This window comes from Pseudomonas sp. H1_D04 (genome assembly GCF_054683855.1).
On the sequence record NZ_CP162826.1, the window covers coordinates 984,162 to 1,002,492 of the forward strand.

Annotated in this window: 19 protein-coding genes; 6 read left to right on the forward strand and 13 right to left on the reverse strand. The window is 60.9% G+C overall.

The annotated features are described in order from the left end of the window. Positions 1-218 precede the first annotated feature (218 nt). The gene (locus AB4N82_RS04620) at positions 219-533 is read left to right on the forward strand and encodes a DUF3509 domain-containing protein (protein WP_032886408.1); all 315 of its coding nucleotides are present in this window, start codon (positions 219-221) and stop codon (positions 531-533) included. Here AB4N82_RS04620 and AB4N82_RS04625 read toward each other — a convergent pair. After that, the gene (locus tag AB4N82_RS04625; RefSeq protein ID WP_057724703.1) at positions 530-1,018 is read right to left on the reverse strand and encodes a phosphate-starvation-inducible protein PsiE; all 489 of its coding nucleotides are present in this window, start codon (positions 1,016-1,018) and stop codon (positions 530-532) included. The two genes, AB4N82_RS04620 and AB4N82_RS04625, sit on opposite strands and share 4 nt — an antisense overlap. Positions 1,019-1,266: 248 nt before the next feature. Between AB4N82_RS04625 and AB4N82_RS04630 the strand changes: the two genes are divergently transcribed. Continuing rightward, on the forward strand, positions 1,267-1,527 hold the full coding sequence (locus AB4N82_RS04630) for a YebG family protein (RefSeq protein WP_003171979.1): 261 nt from the start codon (positions 1,267-1,269) through the stop codon (positions 1,525-1,527). Positions 1,528-1,581: 54 nt separating this feature from the next. Here AB4N82_RS04630 and AB4N82_RS04635 read toward each other — a convergent pair whose 3' ends face one another. Next, the gene (locus AB4N82_RS04635) at positions 1,582-2,601 is read right to left on the reverse strand and encodes a Glu/Leu/Phe/Val dehydrogenase family protein (protein ID WP_032886406.1); all 1,020 of its coding nucleotides are present in this window, start codon (positions 2,599-2,601) and stop codon (positions 1,582-1,584) included. Between the two features lie 185 nt (positions 2,602-2,786). Between AB4N82_RS04635 and AB4N82_RS04640 the strand changes: the two genes are divergently transcribed. Next, positions 2,787-3,590 (forward strand): SirB1 family protein, encoded by an 804-nt coding sequence (locus tag AB4N82_RS04640; RefSeq protein WP_032886404.1) that lies wholly within the window; start codon positions 2,787-2,789, stop codon positions 3,588-3,590. Between the two features lie 24 nt (positions 3,591-3,614). Here the strand turns inward: AB4N82_RS04640 and AB4N82_RS04645 are convergent, their stop codons facing one another. The 4 genes from AB4N82_RS04645 to hmgA all read right to left on the reverse strand — a co-directional run bounded on the left by AB4N82_RS04645 (position 3,615) and on the right by hmgA (position 8,303). Beyond that, positions 3,615-4,985: an MFS transporter gene (locus AB4N82_RS04645; protein WP_122764772.1), complete on the reverse strand. Its 1,371-nt coding sequence runs from the start codon at positions 4,983-4,985 to the stop codon at positions 3,615-3,617. Between the two features lie 96 nt (positions 4,986-5,081). After that, entirely contained in the window at positions 5,082-5,717 is a 636-nt protein-coding gene (gene maiA / locus AB4N82_RS04650) for a maleylacetoacetate isomerase (RefSeq protein ID WP_122764771.1), read from the reverse strand. A 12-nt stretch (positions 5,718-5,729) separates the two neighbouring features. Continuing rightward, entirely contained in the window at positions 5,730-7,016 is a 1,287-nt protein-coding gene (gene fahA, locus AB4N82_RS04655; protein ID WP_099601174.1) for a fumarylacetoacetase, read from the reverse strand. 3 nt (positions 7,017-7,019) lie between these two features. After that, on the reverse strand, positions 7,020-8,303 hold the full coding sequence (hmgA, locus tag AB4N82_RS04660) for a homogentisate 1,2-dioxygenase (protein WP_460104515.1): 1,284 nt from the start codon (positions 8,301-8,303) through the stop codon (positions 7,020-7,022). A gap of 120 nt (positions 8,304-8,423) precedes the next feature. Between hmgA and AB4N82_RS04665 the strand changes: the two genes are divergently transcribed. Next, positions 8,424-9,203: an IclR family transcriptional regulator gene (locus AB4N82_RS04665; protein WP_032886396.1), complete on the forward strand. Its 780-nt coding sequence runs from the start codon at positions 8,424-8,426 to the stop codon at positions 9,201-9,203. A gap of 1 nt (position 9,204) precedes the next feature. Here the strand turns inward: AB4N82_RS04665 and dacB are convergent, their stop codons facing one another. The 7 genes from dacB to AB4N82_RS04700 all read right to left on the reverse strand — a co-directional run bounded on the left by dacB (position 9,205) and on the right by AB4N82_RS04700 (position 16,508). Continuing rightward, a complete protein-coding gene (gene dacB / locus AB4N82_RS04670) occupies positions 9,205-10,650 on the reverse strand; it encodes a D-alanyl-D-alanine carboxypeptidase/D-alanyl-D-alanine endopeptidase (RefSeq protein ID WP_122764973.1) in 1,446 nt (481 codons plus the stop codon). Positions 10,651-10,892: 242 nt separating this feature from the next. Next, positions 10,893-13,310 carry a TonB-dependent siderophore receptor gene (locus AB4N82_RS04675; protein WP_460104517.1) on the reverse strand — a complete coding sequence of 806 codons (2,418 nt, stop codon included), beginning with the start codon at positions 13,308-13,310 and terminating at the stop codon, positions 10,893-10,895. 108 nt (positions 13,311-13,418) lie between these two features. Beyond that, complete coding sequence (locus tag AB4N82_RS04680) at positions 13,419-14,354, reverse strand: glutathione S-transferase family protein (protein WP_122764769.1); 936 nt, start codon at positions 14,352-14,354, stop codon at positions 13,419-13,421. A 76-nt stretch (positions 14,355-14,430) separates the two neighbouring features. Then, on the reverse strand, positions 14,431-14,706 hold the full coding sequence (locus AB4N82_RS04685; RefSeq protein ID WP_122764768.1) for a GIY-YIG nuclease family protein: 276 nt from the start codon (positions 14,704-14,706) through the stop codon (positions 14,431-14,433). A gap of 36 nt (positions 14,707-14,742) precedes the next feature. Continuing rightward, positions 14,743-15,213, reverse strand: a complete 471-nt coding sequence (locus AB4N82_RS04690; protein WP_032886392.1) for a nuclear transport factor 2 family protein — start codon at positions 15,211-15,213, stop codon at positions 14,743-14,745. 96 nt (positions 15,214-15,309) lie between these two features. After that, the gene (locus tag AB4N82_RS04695; RefSeq protein ID WP_032886391.1) at positions 15,310-15,945 is read right to left on the reverse strand and encodes a response regulator; all 636 of its coding nucleotides are present in this window, start codon (positions 15,943-15,945) and stop codon (positions 15,310-15,312) included. Positions 15,946-16,151: 206 nt separating this feature from the next. After that, positions 16,152-16,508 carry a hypothetical protein gene (locus AB4N82_RS04700; protein ID WP_050442825.1) on the reverse strand — a complete coding sequence of 119 codons (357 nt, stop codon included), beginning with the start codon at positions 16,506-16,508 and terminating at the stop codon, positions 16,152-16,154. 521 nt (positions 16,509-17,029) lie between these two features. On the opposite strand from AB4N82_RS04700, the gene AB4N82_RS04705 reads away from it, so the two are divergent. Further along, positions 17,030-17,653 carry a DUF1120 domain-containing protein gene (locus tag AB4N82_RS04705; RefSeq protein WP_122680330.1) on the forward strand — a complete coding sequence of 208 codons (624 nt, stop codon included), beginning with the start codon at positions 17,030-17,032 and terminating at the stop codon, positions 17,651-17,653. Between the two features lie 44 nt (positions 17,654-17,697). Continuing rightward, positions 17,698-18,312 (forward strand): DUF1120 domain-containing protein, encoded by a 615-nt coding sequence (locus AB4N82_RS04710; protein WP_095183894.1) that lies wholly within the window; start codon positions 17,698-17,700, stop codon positions 18,310-18,312. Positions 18,313-18,331 lie beyond the last annotated feature (19 nt).

The window sequence follows — 18,331 nt, forward strand, 5'->3', positions numbered from 1 at the left end:
TGCTCGGCTGAAGGACCGCTATCGGGAACAAGCCCCCTCCCACATTGGGATCCCGGTGCCTGGAAAGCCGCTGTACGGCACGCCCCTTGCTGTACAGCTGATGAGGTAAACGGAATTTGTACAACCTCAGCGACGGAGTGGCCGGTGGTCAGGAGACGCGAACTAATCACGACACCGGTCGTCAATGACTGCATGTTCTTATCAGGCGGTAACGCACCATGGACAATCCTTTTCAGATCATCACCGACACCTTCACCCCAAAATACCGCGTCAACCTGAGTATTCAACGGCTGGACGGCAGCATCATGCTCACCCTCTCGAATGAGGATGGCGTGGTGGCCAAGCGCATGATCAGCGCCGCACAACGCAACGACCCGCAACGGCTCAAACGCCTGGTGCAAAGCATCCAGTTCGGCATTGCCATCGAGCAAGGCCACAGCGCCATGGAGATCCTGGCGGTGATGACGGATGGCGATCACAAATTATTGCAGCGACCGCCCACCCGCCCCCTGCCCTTCAGCGTCGGGCTTTAAAGCTCGCCCTTCTCGGTTTCCAGGCTCGCCTCGCCCTTGCGACGCGGGCCTTCGACCTTCACCGACGGGAATGCCGACGAAGCGTAACGCACCACCAGAATCGCGAACGCCAACAGCAAAATCCCACCGCACAGGTAGATGATGCCCACGTCTGGCGGATTGTGGTGGGACACGTTGGAGATCAGCAGACGCGTCAGCGCAGTGATTGCCACGTAGATCAGGAAGCGCACTGGCATGTGGTTGGTCTTGAAATAAATCCCGACCATGGCGCCCAATTCCAGATAGATGAACAGCAGCAAGATGTCATCGATCTTGATGTGTCCGTTCTCCAGCATCCCCAGAAATTCCATCACCGCCGCCCAGGCGGTCACCGCACCAATGGCGAACAGCGCCAGGTAGTGGAACGACTCCACAAACAGATTGCCCAGCGATTCAGCCAGCCCATGGACTTGCTGGCGCAGCTTTTCGGCCCAGTTGATTTTCACGAGGGTACTTCCTTAGGTCGATTCGACCGGATAATGCGGGTTGGACGTGACGGTTGTTCTGCATGCAGAAAAAAGGCCAGAGGCAGGGATAAGATGATGGCGGGGTGACATGAGACACGCCAAACCTGTATTTACGGGCTACATTAAAAAACTGCTACCCAAACCACACGGTTTGGCTTACCCTTTTAGCTGTATATAAATACAGTAGTCGCAAAAGACAACTATCGTGAAGGCATGTGAGGTGGTGAATGGCCGTCGAAGTGGTATACCGCAGCAGCCGAGATCTGGAGCGTTTGTTCATGGATAAAGCCGAAGCTGACCGTCATGACAAAATGCTTGAACTCGCTGAGTTGCTGGCAGAAGTGTTGCAAAAAGCCGTGCCGTCCCTGAGCGAGCAGCAGGTGGAAGAAGCCGGGATCTACATGGCGAAGAATCGCGATGTATTTGCCAAGGCGTTCAAGAGCCAACCGGATGCGTTGTCCGAGTTGCTCAACGCAGCGGCGGAATAAAGTCCGAATTGAACAGGCCCTGAATCAATGATTCAGGGCCTTTTTAATGCCTGATCATCCGTAAAGCAGGCGCTCGGCGAGTTCATCAGCCACACGTGCTGGGGAGCGTTTTTCCGCCTGGGCGTGGGCGTAGATTTCGGTCAGGCGTTTGCCGATGTTGGACAGGTGCGCGGTGATGGTCGGCAGTTCGGCGCCGCTGTGCTTGAGGGCAACATATATCAAGCCACCGGAGTTGATCACATAGTCCGGGGCGTAGAGGATGCCGCGCCCTTCCAGTTGGTCGGCCACTTGCAGGTTGGTCAGTTGCGCGCTGGCGGACCCGGCCACGGCGGCGCAGCGCAGTTGCCCGACGCTGGTGCGGTTGAACACTGCCCCAAGGCCACAGGGCGCGAGGATGTCACAGGGCGTGCTGAGCAAGGCGTCGTTGGCGATGGGGTGCGCGCCCAGTTGTTCCATGGCCAGTTGCACTTTGCCGTGGTCGATGTCGCTGACCAGCAATTCAGCGCCGGCGGCGTGAAGTTGTTCAGCCAGTGCGTAACCGACGTTGCCCAGGCCCTGGATTGCCACGCGCAGCCCTTCAAGGTTGTCGCTGCCCAGGCGGGCCATGGCAGTGGTGCGAATACCGGCGAACACGCCCATGGCCGCATGGGGCGATGGATCACCGGCGGCGGTGGTGCTGGTAACGAAGCGAGTGTGCTGGGCGATGCAATCCATATCGGCCACCGAGGTGCCACTGTCGACAGCGGTGATGTAGCGGCCGTCGAGTTGTTCCACACAACGCCCAAAGGCTTCAAACAGCGCCGCACGGTTTTCCACATGGGCGGGGCGCAGGATCACCGCGGTGCCGCCACCCACCGGCAACCCGGCCAGGGCGGCCTTGTAGCTCATGCCCTGGGCCAGCCGCGCAGCATCGGCCACGGCGCTTTCGTCGTCGGGGTAAGCGATATATCGACAGCCGCCCAAGGCAGGCCCCAGGCGGCTGTTGTGAATGGCGATGACCGCCTTGAGCCCCGTGACCGGGTCGACGCTCAGGTGCAGCGATTCAAGGCGGGTGCTGTGCATGAGAGCAAACATCGTCAAGCTCCCGAATCACTTCTGGTGTCGCCAAGTATAGGCTTGCGGTAGAAAACTGCCGAAGTGCACTGGAATAAGCCGCCCGGTTTTGCAGGGCTTGCGACATAAGCGCGCGGGAAATTTCTTAAGGCACTGGACGGATATTCCCAGCAAGGCTAAAACGAGGGCATCCGCCGGAGAAAGCAATGAAGCCCCGCCAAGCCTTTTTCGCCTGCCTGCAACGTTCGCCGCCGGCGCTGTTCGAAGCGGCGTTATGGATCGCCGCCGAGCACGATCCTTTGGTGAAGCCGCTGGAGATCCTGCAGAACCTGACCTCACTGCAACAACAGATCAGCCTGAGCATGCCCATGTTGCCAGCGGATGAACTGGGTCAACCGCTGCTGCGGTGCATGAATGACCTGGGGTTCGCCCAGGATGACTTCACACCGCTGCGCCCCGCCGCCGCCCTGCTGGACAAGGTGCTACAGCGCAAACGCGGGCAGCCCTTGGCCATGGGGTTGATTGCCATGGAGTTGGCACGACGCCTGGATATTCCGATGGTTGGCGTCAATTTCCCTGGGCACTTCCTGCTGCGAGTGCCCGGTGCCGATCACCTGCTGGACCCGTGCGGCGGCCGACGCCTGTACCCCAACGATTGCCGAGAGCTGCTGCAACGCCAATATGGCCCCAACCTCACGTTGCAGGCGGACCACCTGCACACCGCCGATCCGCGTTCGATCCTGCAAAGGCTTTCGCGCAACCTGCGCCAATTGCATCTCTCCAACGACAACCCGCTGGCCGCCCTGGTAGACGCCGAGCGCGTGCTGGAACTGGGCAGCGCCAACGCCGCCGACTACCTCGCGCGGGCCAGTCTGTATCAACGCCTGGACTGCCCCAACGCCGAGCGCTTTGACTTGGAACACGCCCTGATGCTCAGCGAAGACCCGATCCAACGCCTGCGCCTGACCGAGCGCCTGGGGCACCTGCCGCCCAACTCAGTGGTGCATTGAATAGCGTGACCATCGGGAGAATCCTCAGTGATTCGCCGGCGCTTTCAGAATATCGCCAGGCAGGGGGCTTACAGGCGCATCGCGCCCTGGCGAACGCACCTGAATAATCAACAATGCCGCCATCAAAGCCGGAATCGCGCAAAAGAAGAAAATCTGCTGCACCGGAATATGCATCGCCAGCAACATGCTGCCAAACAGCGGCCCCAGGATCGAGCCGAAACGCCCCACGCCCAACGCCCAGCCCGTACCGGTGGCGCGCACGTGTGCGGGGTAGAAATTGCTGGCGAAGGCATTGAGGGTCAGTTGCCCACCGATGATGCAGAACCCGGCCGCAAACACGCAGGCCACCAGGTAGCGCGGGTTGTCGTGGTTCAGCCCCAGCAGAATGGTGCACACCGCCGCTGCCGCCAATACGCCAGACAGCAGGCGCACCTTGCTTTTGAGCCGGTCGGCAAACCAGGCCATGCCGATAGCGCCCAAGGTGCCGGCGAACAGAAACATCGACGTCACCAGGTTGGCTTCCTTCAACGCCAGGCCGCTCTCCAACAGCAGCGACGGTAACCAACTGATCATGAAATACAGCAGGATCAGGCTGACAAAAAAGGTCGACCAAATCAGCACGGTCGGACGCGCATAGCCGTTGCGAAACAGCTCCACCACCGTCAGTTTGCTGCCCTGTTCTTGCAGGTTTTCTGCCGCGCTCGCCAGCGGCGGCTGCCAGTCGGGCAGCATACGCCCGGTCACTTTGCGCAATCGCACGTACGGTGGAGCATCTCGTAGCAAGCGCGGCAAGGACTCAGGCAACAGCCACACCAGAAACGGAAACAGCAGCAACGGCGTGACGCCACCGGCCAGGAAAACCGCCTGCCAGCCGAAGTTGTCGATAAACCCCGCCGCCACGAACCCACCGGCCGCACCGCCGAACGAGAAACCACACGCCGCTAAGGTCACCATCAAGGTGCGCAGGCGCGGTGGGGAATACTCCGACATCAACGCCATGGCGCTGGGCATCGCACCGCCCATGCCGATACCGCAGATAAACCGCGCAGCCATGAGGGAAGTCAGTGAGTTGGCGAACACCATCAGCAGGGTCAGGCAGGCATAGATCAACACGCAGCCCAGCAGGATGCGCCGCACGCCAAATCGGTCAGCCAGAGGCGTTACCAGCAGCGAGCCCAATGTGAGCCCCAACAGGTTGGCGCTGAACACGGGGCCGAACGCGGCTTTTTCCAATCCCCAATCCGACGCCAGGGCCGGCACCACGTAACCTAGCACCTGGGCATCGTAGCCATCGGTGACCAGTAGCAGCGCCAGCAACAGGAGGATCAACCACTGATAGCGCGACACCGGACGGGCGTCGAGTGCCGCGCGAAAGCTGGCAATCTGATTGTGCATCGCAAGGTACCTGTTTATTTTTATTTGAAGTGACACAAATCCAATGTGGAAAGGGGCTTGCTCCCTCTCACATTGGGTTCTGTGCAAACCTGAACATCACGGGGTATCAGGTTGATTCGCGGGATGGGCCTGAATAAACGCCGGATGCTGCGCCGCCAACCCGGCCACCCGCCCAATGTGCGGATAAGCCGCCAACGGCACCTTGAAGCGCTCCGCCGCATAGAGCTGGGGAATCAGAAACGCATCCGCCATCCCAGGCTGTTCGCCAAAGCAAAACCCGGTATCGCCAATCAACTGTTCCACCGCGCCCAGCCCCTGGCTGATCCAGTGGCCGATCCACTCCAACACCTTGGCCTCATCGTGCCCCCATTGGCGCAGCAGGTTCTGGGTGCTGGAGTTGTGCAGCGGGTGGATATCACAGCCGATGATCGACGCCACCGCGCGCTCGTGCGCGCGGGTGGCCAGGTCTTTGGAGAGCAGCGGCGCCTGTGGATAACGTTCGTCCAGGTACTCGATGATCGCCGGCGACTGAATCAACAGCTCGCCGTCATCGGTGCGCAAGGCCGGCACACGGCCTTGCGGGTTGATAGCCAGGTACTCCGGCTGACGATTGGCACCGCCTGCCGGGGCCAACAGGTTCACCGGTATCGCCGTGAAATCCAGGCCCTTGAGGGCCAAAGCGATACGCACCCGGTACGACGAAGTGGAACGATAGTAGGTATAGAGTTCCATCACCCTGCCCTCTTAACGTGCGGCGACCACAGTGCCACGGCATTCGCCGAAGCCGATGGAGGCGAACCCTTCGCGGGTGCAGCGGGCACGCAGGATGACTTCATCACCATCCTCCAGGAACCTGCGCACTTCGCCCGACGGCAATTCGATGACCTTCTTGCCGCCTTCGGTCATCTCCAGGAGGCTGCCGAACTGCCCGGCCTCAGGGCCGGACAAAGTGCCGGAACCGAACAGATCACCCGCCTGCAACTGACAGCCGTTGACGCTGTGGTGTGCCACCAACTGCGCGACGGTCCAGTACATATGCAGGCTGTTGCTCAGGGCCAGGCGATGGGCCGGCAATTTCTGTTCGCGCATGGCAGCGGTGGTCAGCAGCACTTCCAGTTCGATATCCAGCGCACCGGCTGCCTGATCACGTTTATCCAGCAAGTACGGCAGTGGTTGCGGGTCGCCCTCGGGACGAGCGGGTTGCGCCTTGCGGAACGGCTCCAGCGCTTCGGCCGTGACGACCCAGGGCGAAATCGTGGTGATGAAGCTTTTCGACAGGAACGGCCCCAGCGGCTGGTATTCCCAGGCCTGAATGTCCCGCGCGGACCAGTCGTTGAGCAGGCAGAAGCCGGCGATGTGCTCGGCGGCATCGCCGATGGCAATCGAGTCGCCCATGGCGTTGCCCTGGCCGATCCAGATGCCCAGCTCCAGCTCGTAGTCCAACCGTGCACAGGGGCCGAAGGTCGGCTCGGTCTGGCCAGCGGGCAGGGTCTGGCCCTTGGGACGGCGCACATCGGCGCCGGAAGCACGAATGGTCGAAGCGCGGCCGTGATAACCGATCGGCACGTACTTGTAGTTGGGCAGCAAAGGGTTGTCGGGGCGGAACAGCTTGCCGACGTTCTGCGCGTGCTCGATGCCTACATAAAAGTCGGTGTAGTCGTTGATCCGGGCCGGCACATGCATCTGGCAATCGGCGGCAAGGTGCAGCACCTGCGCCTCACGCGCTTGCAGCGGGCTGCCTTCACCGAGCAACTCCAACAGGCGTTCCCGCAGGGCAACACGCGGGCCACGGCCCAGTTCGAAAAACGCGTTCAACTGCCCGCCCGCTGTCGCTTCAACCGCTCGGCGTGCCTCACCTTCGAATGCATCCAAAGCGGCCTGCAGGTCGAAAATATAGTCGCCAATCGCCACGCCACTGCGGGGGGCCGAACCGTTGATGCTGAACACGCCCAGTGGCAGGTTCTGCAGTGGAAAGTCGCGGTGACCGTTGGCGCAGGCCACCCAGCTGCGGGTAGAAGTGGGCTGAGTCATGGGTTATCTCCGGTTCGGGTTGAAGGTGTTGGGCAGCGAGGCCCAGCACGCGTCGTAAGCAGGTTGTAGTTGCGGGCAGTCCAGGGCGAACTGAGTGGGACGCAGCACTTGGCTGGTCTCGAACATGAAGGCCATGGTGTTATCGATCTTGTGCGGCGCCAACTCGACGTTGATGGCCTTGGTGCAGGTCTCGCCGTCCGGACCGTGAGCGCTCATGCAACTGTGCAGTGACGCGCCGCCCGGCAGGAAGCCTTCGGCCTTGGCGTCGTAGGCGCCCTGGATCAGGCCCATGTATTCGTTCATCAGGTTGCGGTGGAACCACGGCGGGCGGAAGGTGTTTTCGGCCACCATCCAGCGTGGCGGGAAGATCACGAAGTCGAGGTTGGCCAGGCCGTGCACGCTGGTAGGCGAGGTCAACACGGTAAAGATCGACGGGTCCGGGTGATCGAAACTCACGGTGCCGATGGTATTAAAGCGGCGCAGGTCGTATTTGTACGGCACGTTGTTACCGTGCCAGGCGACCACGTTCAGCGGTGAATGGTCGAGTTCACAGGCCCACAGTTCACCGAGGAATTTCTGAACCAGGGTTGTAGGCTGCTTCAGGTCTTCGTAGTGGGCAACCGGAGTGAGGAAGTCGCGTGGGTTGGCCAGACCGTTGCTGCCAATTGGGCCAAGGTCCGGCAGACGCAGCGGCGCGCCGTGGTTTTCCGCCACATAACCGCGTGCGTGCGCATCCAGCAGTTCGACGCGGAATTTAAGACCGCGCGGCAACACCACGATTTCCAGCGGCTCAACATCCAGCACACCGAGTTCGGTGGCGACACGCAAGCGGCCCTGCTCGGGGACGATCAACAGTTCGCCATCAGCATTGAAGAACACGCGTTCCATCGAGCGATTGGCACGGTAGATGTAGATGCTGATGCCTGAAGGCTTTTCTGACCCGGAGTTAGCCACCATCCCAACAAGGCCGTCGATGAAGTCCGTCGACTCACTCGGAATATCCAGCGGGTTCCAGCGCAGACGATTGGGCGTCACCGCGCCCAACGGGCCACCGGCCAGTTGCCGTTCCAATTTGACGAACGCCGGGTGATTGGCCGACGGCTGGATGCGGTACAGCCAAGTGCGGCGGGCTTCGCTGCGCACCATGGTGAAGGCAGTGCCGGAGAACAGTTCGGTATACAACCCGTAGGGCGCTTTTTGCGGGGCGTTCTGGCCGACCGGCAATGCGCCGGGAAGTGCTTCGCTGGCGAATTCGTTGCCGAAGCCCGAAAGGTATTCGAGGTTCATGGAGCATCCTCTGTACGGAAGTTGTTTTTATCGTAATCGAGTTACGCATAACGTAATTTGATCACTATCGACCGTCAAGCTATAAAGACGCCCATTCATCTCTCGGATCCTCGCCCTTCCATGGAAAAGCCTCGCGACACCGGTAAACAAAAAGTCCGCTCGGCCGAAGTGGGCACCGATATCCTCAAGGCCCTGGCCGAGTTGTCGCCCGCCACGTCGCTGTCGCGCCTGGCCGAACATGTGCAAATGCCGGCAAGCAAAGTTCACCGCTACCTGCAGGCGTTGATCGCGTCGGGTTTTGCCGAACAGAACACCGCCACTAACCACTATGGCCTGGGCCGCGAAGCGCTGCGGGTGGGCTTGGCGGCGCTGGGCAGCATGGACGTGCTGAAAGTCGGCGCGATGCCCCTGGCCGAGTTGCGCGATGACTTGAATGAAACCTGCTTTTTAGCGGTGTGGGGCAACCAGGGCGCGACCGTGGTGCACATCGAACCGGCGGTGCGTGCGGTTACGGTGGTGACGCAGTTGGGCTCGGTATTGCCGTTGCTCAGTTCGTCCACCGGGCTGGTGTTCAGCGCGTTCCTGCCAACGCGGGAAACCGTGGAATTGCGCGAGCGTGAGATCCAGGCCGGTATCGCCCATGCCCTGGCGGACGACCAAACCTACGCCACCACCTGCGAGCAGATCCGCAGCCGTGGCCTGCACTTTGTGCATGGCCTGCTGATGCCGGGGGTGGACGCGCTGTCAGCGCCGGTGTTCAACGCGGTCGGGAACGTGGCGGCGGTGATGACCGTGGTCGGCCCCACCTCGCTGTTCCACGCCGACGAAGATGGCCCGGCGGCGCAGCGTCTGCTGGCGGCGACCCAGGCCGTGAGTTGGCGGATGGGCTATCAACCCTGAGCTAGTCGTGCCATTGAGTCAGGGCCTGCACGACACGGTTCTCCAACGCGCGGATGGGCGCGGCGTCACTCACGTAGTTATTGCTGATCATCGAGAACACCAGGCGCCGCCCCTCGGCATCGGTGATATAGCCGCTCAACGATGACACGCCGGCCATGGAGCCGGTCTTGGCGTGCAGGTTGTTTTCAGCTGCGGTGCCGCGCAAGCGATAGCGCAGGCTGCCGCCGGTCATACGGTCGGCGTTGCCGGCAATCGGCAAGGCGTTGTACCAGGTCTCGAACCACGGTTGTTTCGCGGTCGCGAGCAGCAGGTCCGTGAGGTTCTGCGACGACATCAGGTTACGCCGCGACAAACCCGAGCCGTCCACCTGGACCAGCGTCGACGGGTGCATGCCCTGGCGTTTCATAAACGCCGCTACCGCTGCCACACCCGCCTGCGCTGTGCCCGCGTTGGCGGTCTTGCGCCCCATGGCTTTGAGCAACGCCTCGGACATGTTGTTGTTCGAGAGTTTGAGTAGCGGCGTGATCAGTGCCTGCAACGGTGCCGACTGATGCTCCGCCAGCACCCTGGCCGTCGCCGGGCTTGCACCGCCAATCACCCTGCGCCCCATCACCTGGATGCCCTGCTGCGCCAATGCCTGCTCGAACAGATTGGCCACCAGTTGCGTCGGCTCCCACACACTGACCCACTGCCGGCTTTGTTTGCCCGGCGCCAGCGCGCCAGTGAGTTGCAGCACGTTGGTGCCGTGCTGACGAGTGATGCCATAGCTGTTGCCGGGGCCGCTGATGGCGCGGTTACTGAGTTGTACGTAATCAGTAGGCGGGCTTATAGAAACATTCACCGGCTGGCCGGAAATGACCGACGCCTTGGCCGTGACGATCAAGGTGCCCGCGTCAAAATCCGTATTGGGCGATACCGTCAGCGCGGAAATCTGCGCACCGTAGTAGGTGCTTTCGTCATCCTGGGCCCAATCAACGCCCAGGCGCTCGGCGTCGAACCAGGTGTCGTCGAACACCAAGTCACCCTGCACCTGGCGCACGCCCTGGCTCGCCAGTTGGGCGGCCAATGCCTGGTAGTCGGAAAACTGTGTGGTCGGGTCGCCAAGGCCACGCAGGTACAGGTTACCGGTCAGGCGCTCACCTTGTTGCGGGCCGTCGCTCAACAGTTGCGTGGAGAACCGATACTGGGGCCCCAGCACATCCATTGCCGCCGCCGTGGTCAGCAATTTGAGGTTGGACGCGGGAACCAGGCGTGTGCGCGGGTTGTGCTGATACAGGGTGCTGCCACTGCGGGCGTCGCGCACCATGACGGAAACCGTGGCGCCGTTGAGGACAGGATCGGCCAGCAGGTGATCCAGTGTTGAAGGCGTGGACGGCGGCGAAACACTCGCACAGCCGCCCAGTAAAACGCTCAGGCACAGCAGGTGTAGCCATCTTCCAAAGTGCATCAGTACCGTGTTCCGCAAAGCCATTAATGGCCGCAACGCTAACAGCTCCGTACCTTTGTGGCGAGCGGGCTTGCCCCGCGCTGGGTGGCAAAGCCGCCCTTACTGATGCCGCCGCGTTCTTTCAGGAACACCGCAGAGTCTGTTTTGGGACTGCTTCGCAGCCCAACGCGGGGCAAGTCCGCTCACCACAGGAAGCCTGCCCACCACAAGGAGCACACTTGCCATAGGGAGCCCGTCAGGTTTTAGAACTCCAGGGTACTGGACACCGACACCTGCCGCGCATCACCAATGGACACAAACAACCGGCTGGCCGCGGAGGTGTAGTAGGTGCGGTCGAACATGTTCTTCACGTTGAGCTGGAACTTGACCTTCTGCCCTTCGATCTTGGTGTCGTAGGTGGCAAACGCGTCGGCCACGGTGTAACCCGGCAGATCGAAATCGTTGGCGGCGTCGCCGGCGCGTTCGCCGACGTAGCGTGCACCCGTGCCCACGCGCAGTTGATCGCCACCAAAAATGCTGCCGAAGTCATAGGCCACCGACAGCGAGCCGGTGTGCTTGGCCACGTTTTGCAGGCGGTTGCCTTGCAGGGTCGGGTCTTTGTCCTTGATGTCTTCGGCGTCGGTGTAGGCGTAGCTGCCGATCACGCTCCACTTGTCGGTCAACTGGCCGCTGGCATGCAGTTCCAGACCACGGGACCGCACCTGGCCAGCGATGCTGTAGATGGTGTTCGCGAGGGATCCCACCGACACCAGTACGTTGCGCTTGTCGATATTGAACAGTGCCGCGCTGGCTGTGATACGTCCTGGAATATCGAGCTTGGCGCCAAACTCCCACGACTTGGATTCTTCTGGCGTAAGGTCACCGGTCAGCGTGCTGCCATCGGCCAGGGCGGCGATGGTGGAGTTGGGTTTGAACGACTCGGTGTAGCTGCCGTAGAACGACAACTCATCGGTGTAGCGATACACCAGCCCCGCACGCGGCACCCAGGCCTGGCCGTTGCCATTGGTGTTGGCCTTGAACGGCACGCCTTTGCCGGCGTATTGGTCGTACATCTGGTAGCGCGCGCCCGCGACAAAAATCCACTGGTCGGTGAGATGAATCGCGTCCTGGAAGAACAGCGAGTCGCTGCGCAACAGGTCGGTCTGGGCGCTGTCGGCGGCGCTGACCGTGGTGCCCGCGACTTCGTTACCGTACACCGGGTTGTTGTAGTTGAACGTCGTGCGCGAGGCCTGGCGAATCAGGTCGGCGCGGTAGACCTTGCGGTACTCATCGTCCATGCCGAATACCAGATCATTCTGCAGGCCGAACACATTGACCTTGCCTTCCAGGCTGACGGTGGTGAAGCGGTCGGTGGTGATCGCGCCCTGAGTGCCGTCCATCTTGCGGGTCAGGGTTCCATCCGTGTTCACCGCGCTGACGCGCACTTGGCTGGCGTCGTAGGTTTCGCGATTCCAGCTGTAGCCGAAGTGGGCTTTCCAGTCGTCGTTCAGGTCGTGGTCGGCTTCGAAGCGGTAAAGGTCGGAGCGGCCTTCCATGTTGTTGAACGGTTCATCCAGGCGCCGGGTGGATGGAATGTCCAGCGGATGATTGGACTTGTCGATGGCGGTGCCACGGTCGAACGGCGAGAGAAACTCGCGGTGTTCGTAGGCGAACAAGAGCTGGGTGCTGTCGCCGTACCAGGCCAGGGACGGCGCGACCAAGGTCTCGCGGTGGGTGCCGAAATTGCGCCAGTAGTCCTCGTCTTCATGATCGACGATCAGCCGATAGGCCAGGCCCGAGTCACCGATGGGACCGGTGGTGTCGAGGCCGCCACCGCTGCCGTTTTTGCCGTTGCCAAAGGTCGAGCCGCGCACGGTCAGGGCAGTGGATTGGGTCAGTTCGGGCTTTTTGCTGACGATGTTCACCACGCCCCCCGGATCCTGGATGCCATACAGCAGCGACGACGGGCCCTTGAGCACTTCGACACGCTCCGCCGTGGCATTCAAGGCGCGGCCCTGCACCACCGGCATGCCGTCACGCATGATCGAGCCGTTACGGTTGTCGCCAAAGCCGCGCAGCATCACGGCGTCCTGGGTGCTGGCCAAGGTGTTGGCCTGGGTGATGCCGCTGATGTTGCCCAGGGCGTCATCCAGGTTGCGTGGGGTCTGGTCGCGCAGCACTTGGGCCGGCACCACGTTGACGGTTTGCGGGGTTTCCAGCAGCAGGGCACGGGAGCGCATCACCGAACTGGTGGGTGGCGGCTGGTAGCTGGCGCTGTCCTGGGTTTGGCCGACGCCACTGATGGTGGTAGCGCCAAGGTTGACTGCGCCATCGGTCGGCACCGGCTCAAGCGCCAACGTGCGGGCGTCGATCTGGCGGAAGGTGAAGCCGGAGTTGCCCAACAAGCGTTGCAGGGCCTGGGTCGCGCTCATCTGCCCGCTCACGGCCGGGGCGCTGAGGCCGTAGGGCGCTTCATCGGTGTAGATCACGCTGATTCCGGTGACCCGGCTGAAATCACTCAGAGCCTGGGGCAGCGGTTTGGCAGCCAGGGCAAACGTGAACTGAGCGCTTTGCTGCTCCTGCGCCTGAGCCACGCAAAGGGGCAGCAAGGCCAACCCCGATACCGCCAATACCGAGGCTCCCAGCCACTGTTTAACCAAACCGCCCGCCGTCGACTTCATGCTGTGAGAACCCGTGTAGAAAACGCTGTTAATGCGAATAGATCGCAGTTTCAAGCACTACACGGATGGGCCACCGGTTTACCTCACGTTTATTTGCAAATATTTTTCTTATTGCGCCTGAATGCGAAAACCAAAGCGCGGGAAGTGCACGTGCACGGTGCCGCCACGCGGGTCGGTGCGGCGCAGGATCAGCTCTTCGCGCCCGGCAAAGAGCAATTCGCCGGCGACCGGGTCGACGCCGTAGTCGATGGCGCCGATGGTCACCTGCTGGCCGGCCTTGACGCCATTCAAGTCCTCGAACACCTCGTCCGGCAGCGGCGCCGGTGTGGCGTCGCGCGCAATCTCCAACGCCTGCTCGGCAGTCATCTGGCTGGACGTGCCGTGACCAAAACCAAGCACACGCCCCAGCCACGCAGATACGGCCGGATACGCGTCTACCAACGGCGCGGTTACCGGCGTGGCCTTGAGGAACCACAACGGATGGGCCATAGCAAAGTCGGCAATCGACGGCTCGCCAAACAGGAAGTCCCCCGACTCACGCTGCAGTTGCTGCTCCAGCCGCGCCATGATCGCCGGCCATTGGTGCTTGGCCAGCTCAGTCGGCAGCTTGCTCGCGGTGCCGCCACTGAACAGCGCGGCGCGGTCGGCAAGAAACGCCTTGATCGCTTCCGGTGGCAGCTTGCCAAAACGCACCGCCACCGATTCTGGCTGGAACACCAGGCTCACCGCGTGGGCAAACACCACGCTGTCGGCCCAGGTGGCGAAGGTTTGGGTGATCATTTCCTGGCCCAGCGGGAACAGCGCCGGCGCAGCTTTTTCCTGCTCAAGGCGACGGGCGATCAAGGCGGTGTCGCAATAGATATCGGCGCCCACTTGCAGCACTGGGGTTTTGCGATAGCCGCCGGTGAGGGCCGTCAGGTCCGGCTTGGGCATCACCGGCGAGATATGCACCGAATGCCAGGACAAACCTTTGAAACCCAGCAGCAGCCGAGCTTTTTCCGCGAATGGAGAGGTTGGGTAGTGGTGCAGGATGAGTTCAGACATGCCGGGGTCCACTTGGAAAAATGAACCCGCAGCTTAGCGCGCAACGGGCTATGGCGGCGTGATGGGAACCCATCAGTCAGATCAATGAGCCCTGCGCCGCCAAACACTCCTTGGCACTCTTCTTCAGCTTCTTGATCAACCGCTCCTGGCGCAGCGCCTCGCCCTTGCTTGCGCATTGCTCGGTGTAAACCAGCGCCACGGCCGGGCTGGACAGGAAGAACCGCGCGCCCTTGCCGCTCTGGTGCGTGGCGAAGCGGCGCAGCGGATCATTGCTGATGCCGCAATACAGCGAGCCATTGGCGGCGCGCACCAGGTAGACGAACCAGGGCTTGGGTGGAGAAAGATCAGTCACAGGTCATGTCGGCAAGCCAGAGGAGCGCCAATCTTATCAACGCCCGGCCTGAAATGCCTTGAGGCCTTTGCGTGCCTGGGCGCGGACGGCATTTTTCAAGGCCGGCGACCAGCCCAGCAACAGGCCTTTGATGCCCAACGCCTGGCGCGACCAGCGCCACAGGTCGAAGTGGTCGTGGTGCTCACAGATCTTGCCGTCGCGGAACACGAACCGCGCGCCGATATCGTTGACCACGGTGTTGCCGGTGGCACTGAACAGGTAAGTCGCCACCCAATGCGCACTGCCGGTGGTGTCATCGCTGCGTACATGGTCGAACGTCAGGGAGAAATCCTTGGCCCGCGTGGTCAGCATGCGCCACATGTCGCCCGCATCACGGCCGCGCAGTTCGCCGAAGGCCGGGTCGCTGAACACAACGTCGTCGGTGTAGCAGGCGGCCATGGCCTCGGCGTCCAGGCGCTGGAAGGCGCTGTAAAACTCAGTAATCAAGGCGTTGTGGGCATCACTCATGGGCAGCTTCCAAACCTGGGGTTGTAGGCCGCTCAAGATAGTCTGCGCACCGGCAAAACTCTATCGGCATTTGCACAGGTGATGACGGCCCAAACCCTAGGGCACCATGCCGCAACTGCGGGCGTAGGCGAACAGGTCGACGTCGGTGGAAATGCACAGCCGGCTCATGGCCGTGCTTTTCTGTTTGCTGATCGTGGAAATACTGCGATTGACCCGCGCGGCGATCTGGCTGACGGTCATACCGCTGGCGAGCATGCGCACCACTTCGCGTTCCTTGCTCGACAATTGCGGCTGTTGCGACTGATCCCCCGTGCCAGCCTCCTCCATCTGCGCGCGCAGGCATTCACTGGCGAAGGTCTGGCCCTTGATCACGGTGCTGATCGCAACCGGCAGCTCCCGGGCCGACGCGCTCTTGGCGACGATCGCCCGCGCGCCATGGGCGAACGACGCACGCAGCGTCGCGACATTGGCAAACATCGTGACCAGGATCACCGGCAAATCCGGATACTGGCGGCGTAACAGGCCCAGCAGTCCGTAACCGTCCGCCTGCTGACCGCCCGGCATGGCGAAGTCGGTCACCAGCACATCACAGGCGACGGTCTCCAATAACCGGAGCAATTCATCGGGCCCATCGGCCTCGCCAACCACTTTGCATTTACCGCCCGCCTCAATCACCACCCGTTGGCCGATACGCACAATGGGATGATCGTCGGCAACAATTACACGAAGCATAAATACCCACGAATGATGGCAAAATGAATTCGCGCAAAAATACCCCTGTCCAAGCGGCTCAACAACTACCTGACGTGACACGTTTCGGACCGCGCCCAGCAATTGATAGCCAATAACTTCATGCCTACAAGATAAAAAGAAATTACCTACATCCAAAACCTAGTACACATCCGAACAGCATCTTGCGAACTTCCAGGCAGCACTATTCATAACCGACTCAGATAACGGATGTAGACATGCAAGTTGCGCTGAAACGCTTGCAAATGCGGGGTACTGGCCAAGACGCCTCGGGCTTTGACATGCGCGATCAGTTGCTCGCCACTCAATTCCAGGTCAGCGCCCCCCACGAACGCCAGACTCCCCACCAAACGGTGCAGGCGCTCTACCACCAATGGCGCATCGGCGCTGGCCCGGGCCTGGTCAAGCAAAGCGTCATCTTCCCGTGCTTCATTGATCAGGCTCACCAGCACGCGGTTCACCACCTCATCACTGCCGAAAATCTCGATCAGGCTGCTGCGTGTCGGCCAGGCGGTATGGCGCGCACCATCAGCGGGGCCCTCCATCAACGGTGGCGAGAGTAAAGGTGTCAACTTCAGGACAGGTACTGGATTAAAAAATACCCTTGTCACCAGACTCACCTCAATGCGCTTACATTAATTTTCAAGCCCATGGGTTCTCGGCACACATCGTGAGTGGGTGAAAGGCTTTAACAGCCAACCGAGAACAACGTGCGACACTTGCGTGACACTCACATGACCATTAATAAGCAGCGACAAATAACGGTTTACCTATGAACCTGGCGATACAACAACTACGAAAAACACCAACTTTCCTACAAATTTGATCATTAATTCCCACGCACTTAGGTAGGAATAACGCCGGCCAGGATTGTCGTAAAAGTTGTATTTCCCCGCCCCCGCCCGGCAGCTAAATTGCCGTCACCCCGCAAAGAGGGAATGGACTTGCTGCCACCGGCGAGCCCAATCAAACACAACCAGCCGCCCTGATCATCGTCCTCCTTGAAAGATCGGACGATGCCGTGTGCGCGCCTTTATCAGCCAGCCCTGTAGTGGAATGTATTGAAATGAACAAATCCCTGACCCTGTTGAGCTCTGTCCTGCTGCTCGCCAATGCGCTGCCGACGTTTGCCGCCAGCAGCGTGGACATGACAGTAACGGGCGTAATCACGCCCAGCGCCTGTACGCCCAGCCTGCCGGGAGCTGTCGATTTCGGAAAGATCTCAGCCAAAGACCTGAATGCCGACGCCCAAACCCGGCTTCCTGACCAAACCATAAAACTGTCGGTCAGTTGCGAGGGTTCGACACTGTTTGCCATCACGCCCTTCGACAACCGCACCGGTTCCTCTACCCAAAACAGTGCTTTTGGCCTGGGCCTGATCAACGACACCGAGAAACTGGGCAGGTATTACCTGAGCATGCGCAACCCTGTGGCCGACGTCGCCTCAACCTTGCTGAGTTCGCGCGGCGAAGGTCGCTGGGGAGAGCTGTATGACGACGATGCGGTTGTGCCTAACGCCTTGATCGCACTGGGTAGCTTCGACGCTACCAACGGCTGGCTGCCGCACCCACTGCAAGACATGAGTGTGGAAGTGGTGCTCAACACCGCCATCGCGCCGGCCAAATCTCTAACACTCACCAACGAGGTGCAGTTGGATGGTTCGGCGACCTTTGAAGTGAAGTACCTGTAACGCCCACCCAACGTCCTTCCACCCCGCTCAATGGTGATTGCCCTATGAACCTATGTGCCACTCGCACTGCGCTGCTATTGCTGTTCACTCCCGTCGTGTTTGCCTCCAGCAATACCGACCTCAGCGTGAGCGGCACGATTACGCCCAGCGCCTGCGCGCCGCTGATTTCCGATGGCGGCATGGTCGACTTCGGAAAAATGTCGGCAAAGTCGCTCAATGCCGACCAGCACACCTCCCTGCCCAACCAAAGCATGCATGTGAGTGTGCGCTGTGAAGGCCCCACTTTTTTCACCCTCAACACCATCGATAACCGCGCCGGCACGTCGGCCAACCATGATCGGTGGCATGGCTTGGGGATGACGCCCAATGACGAAAAAATCGGTGGGGCAAGCTTTCACCTTTACACCCCCGTTGCGGATGGCGTCGCGGTACGCATGATTAATTCAGAGGATGGCGGCGTCACCTGGAGACCCGCCAATGAGTTGAATCACCTGTGGCTGACCACGATTGCGAAAAGCGGTGAAGAGACGCCCATCGCCGCCCAGGAGTTTGACGCCGAGATCCGTCTGTATACCCACGTTGCCCCTTCGGAACGCTTGACCCTGTTGGACGAAGTCCCCATCGACGGTCACGCCACCATCCAACTCAAGTACCTGTAATTACCCATTATCGAAAGGA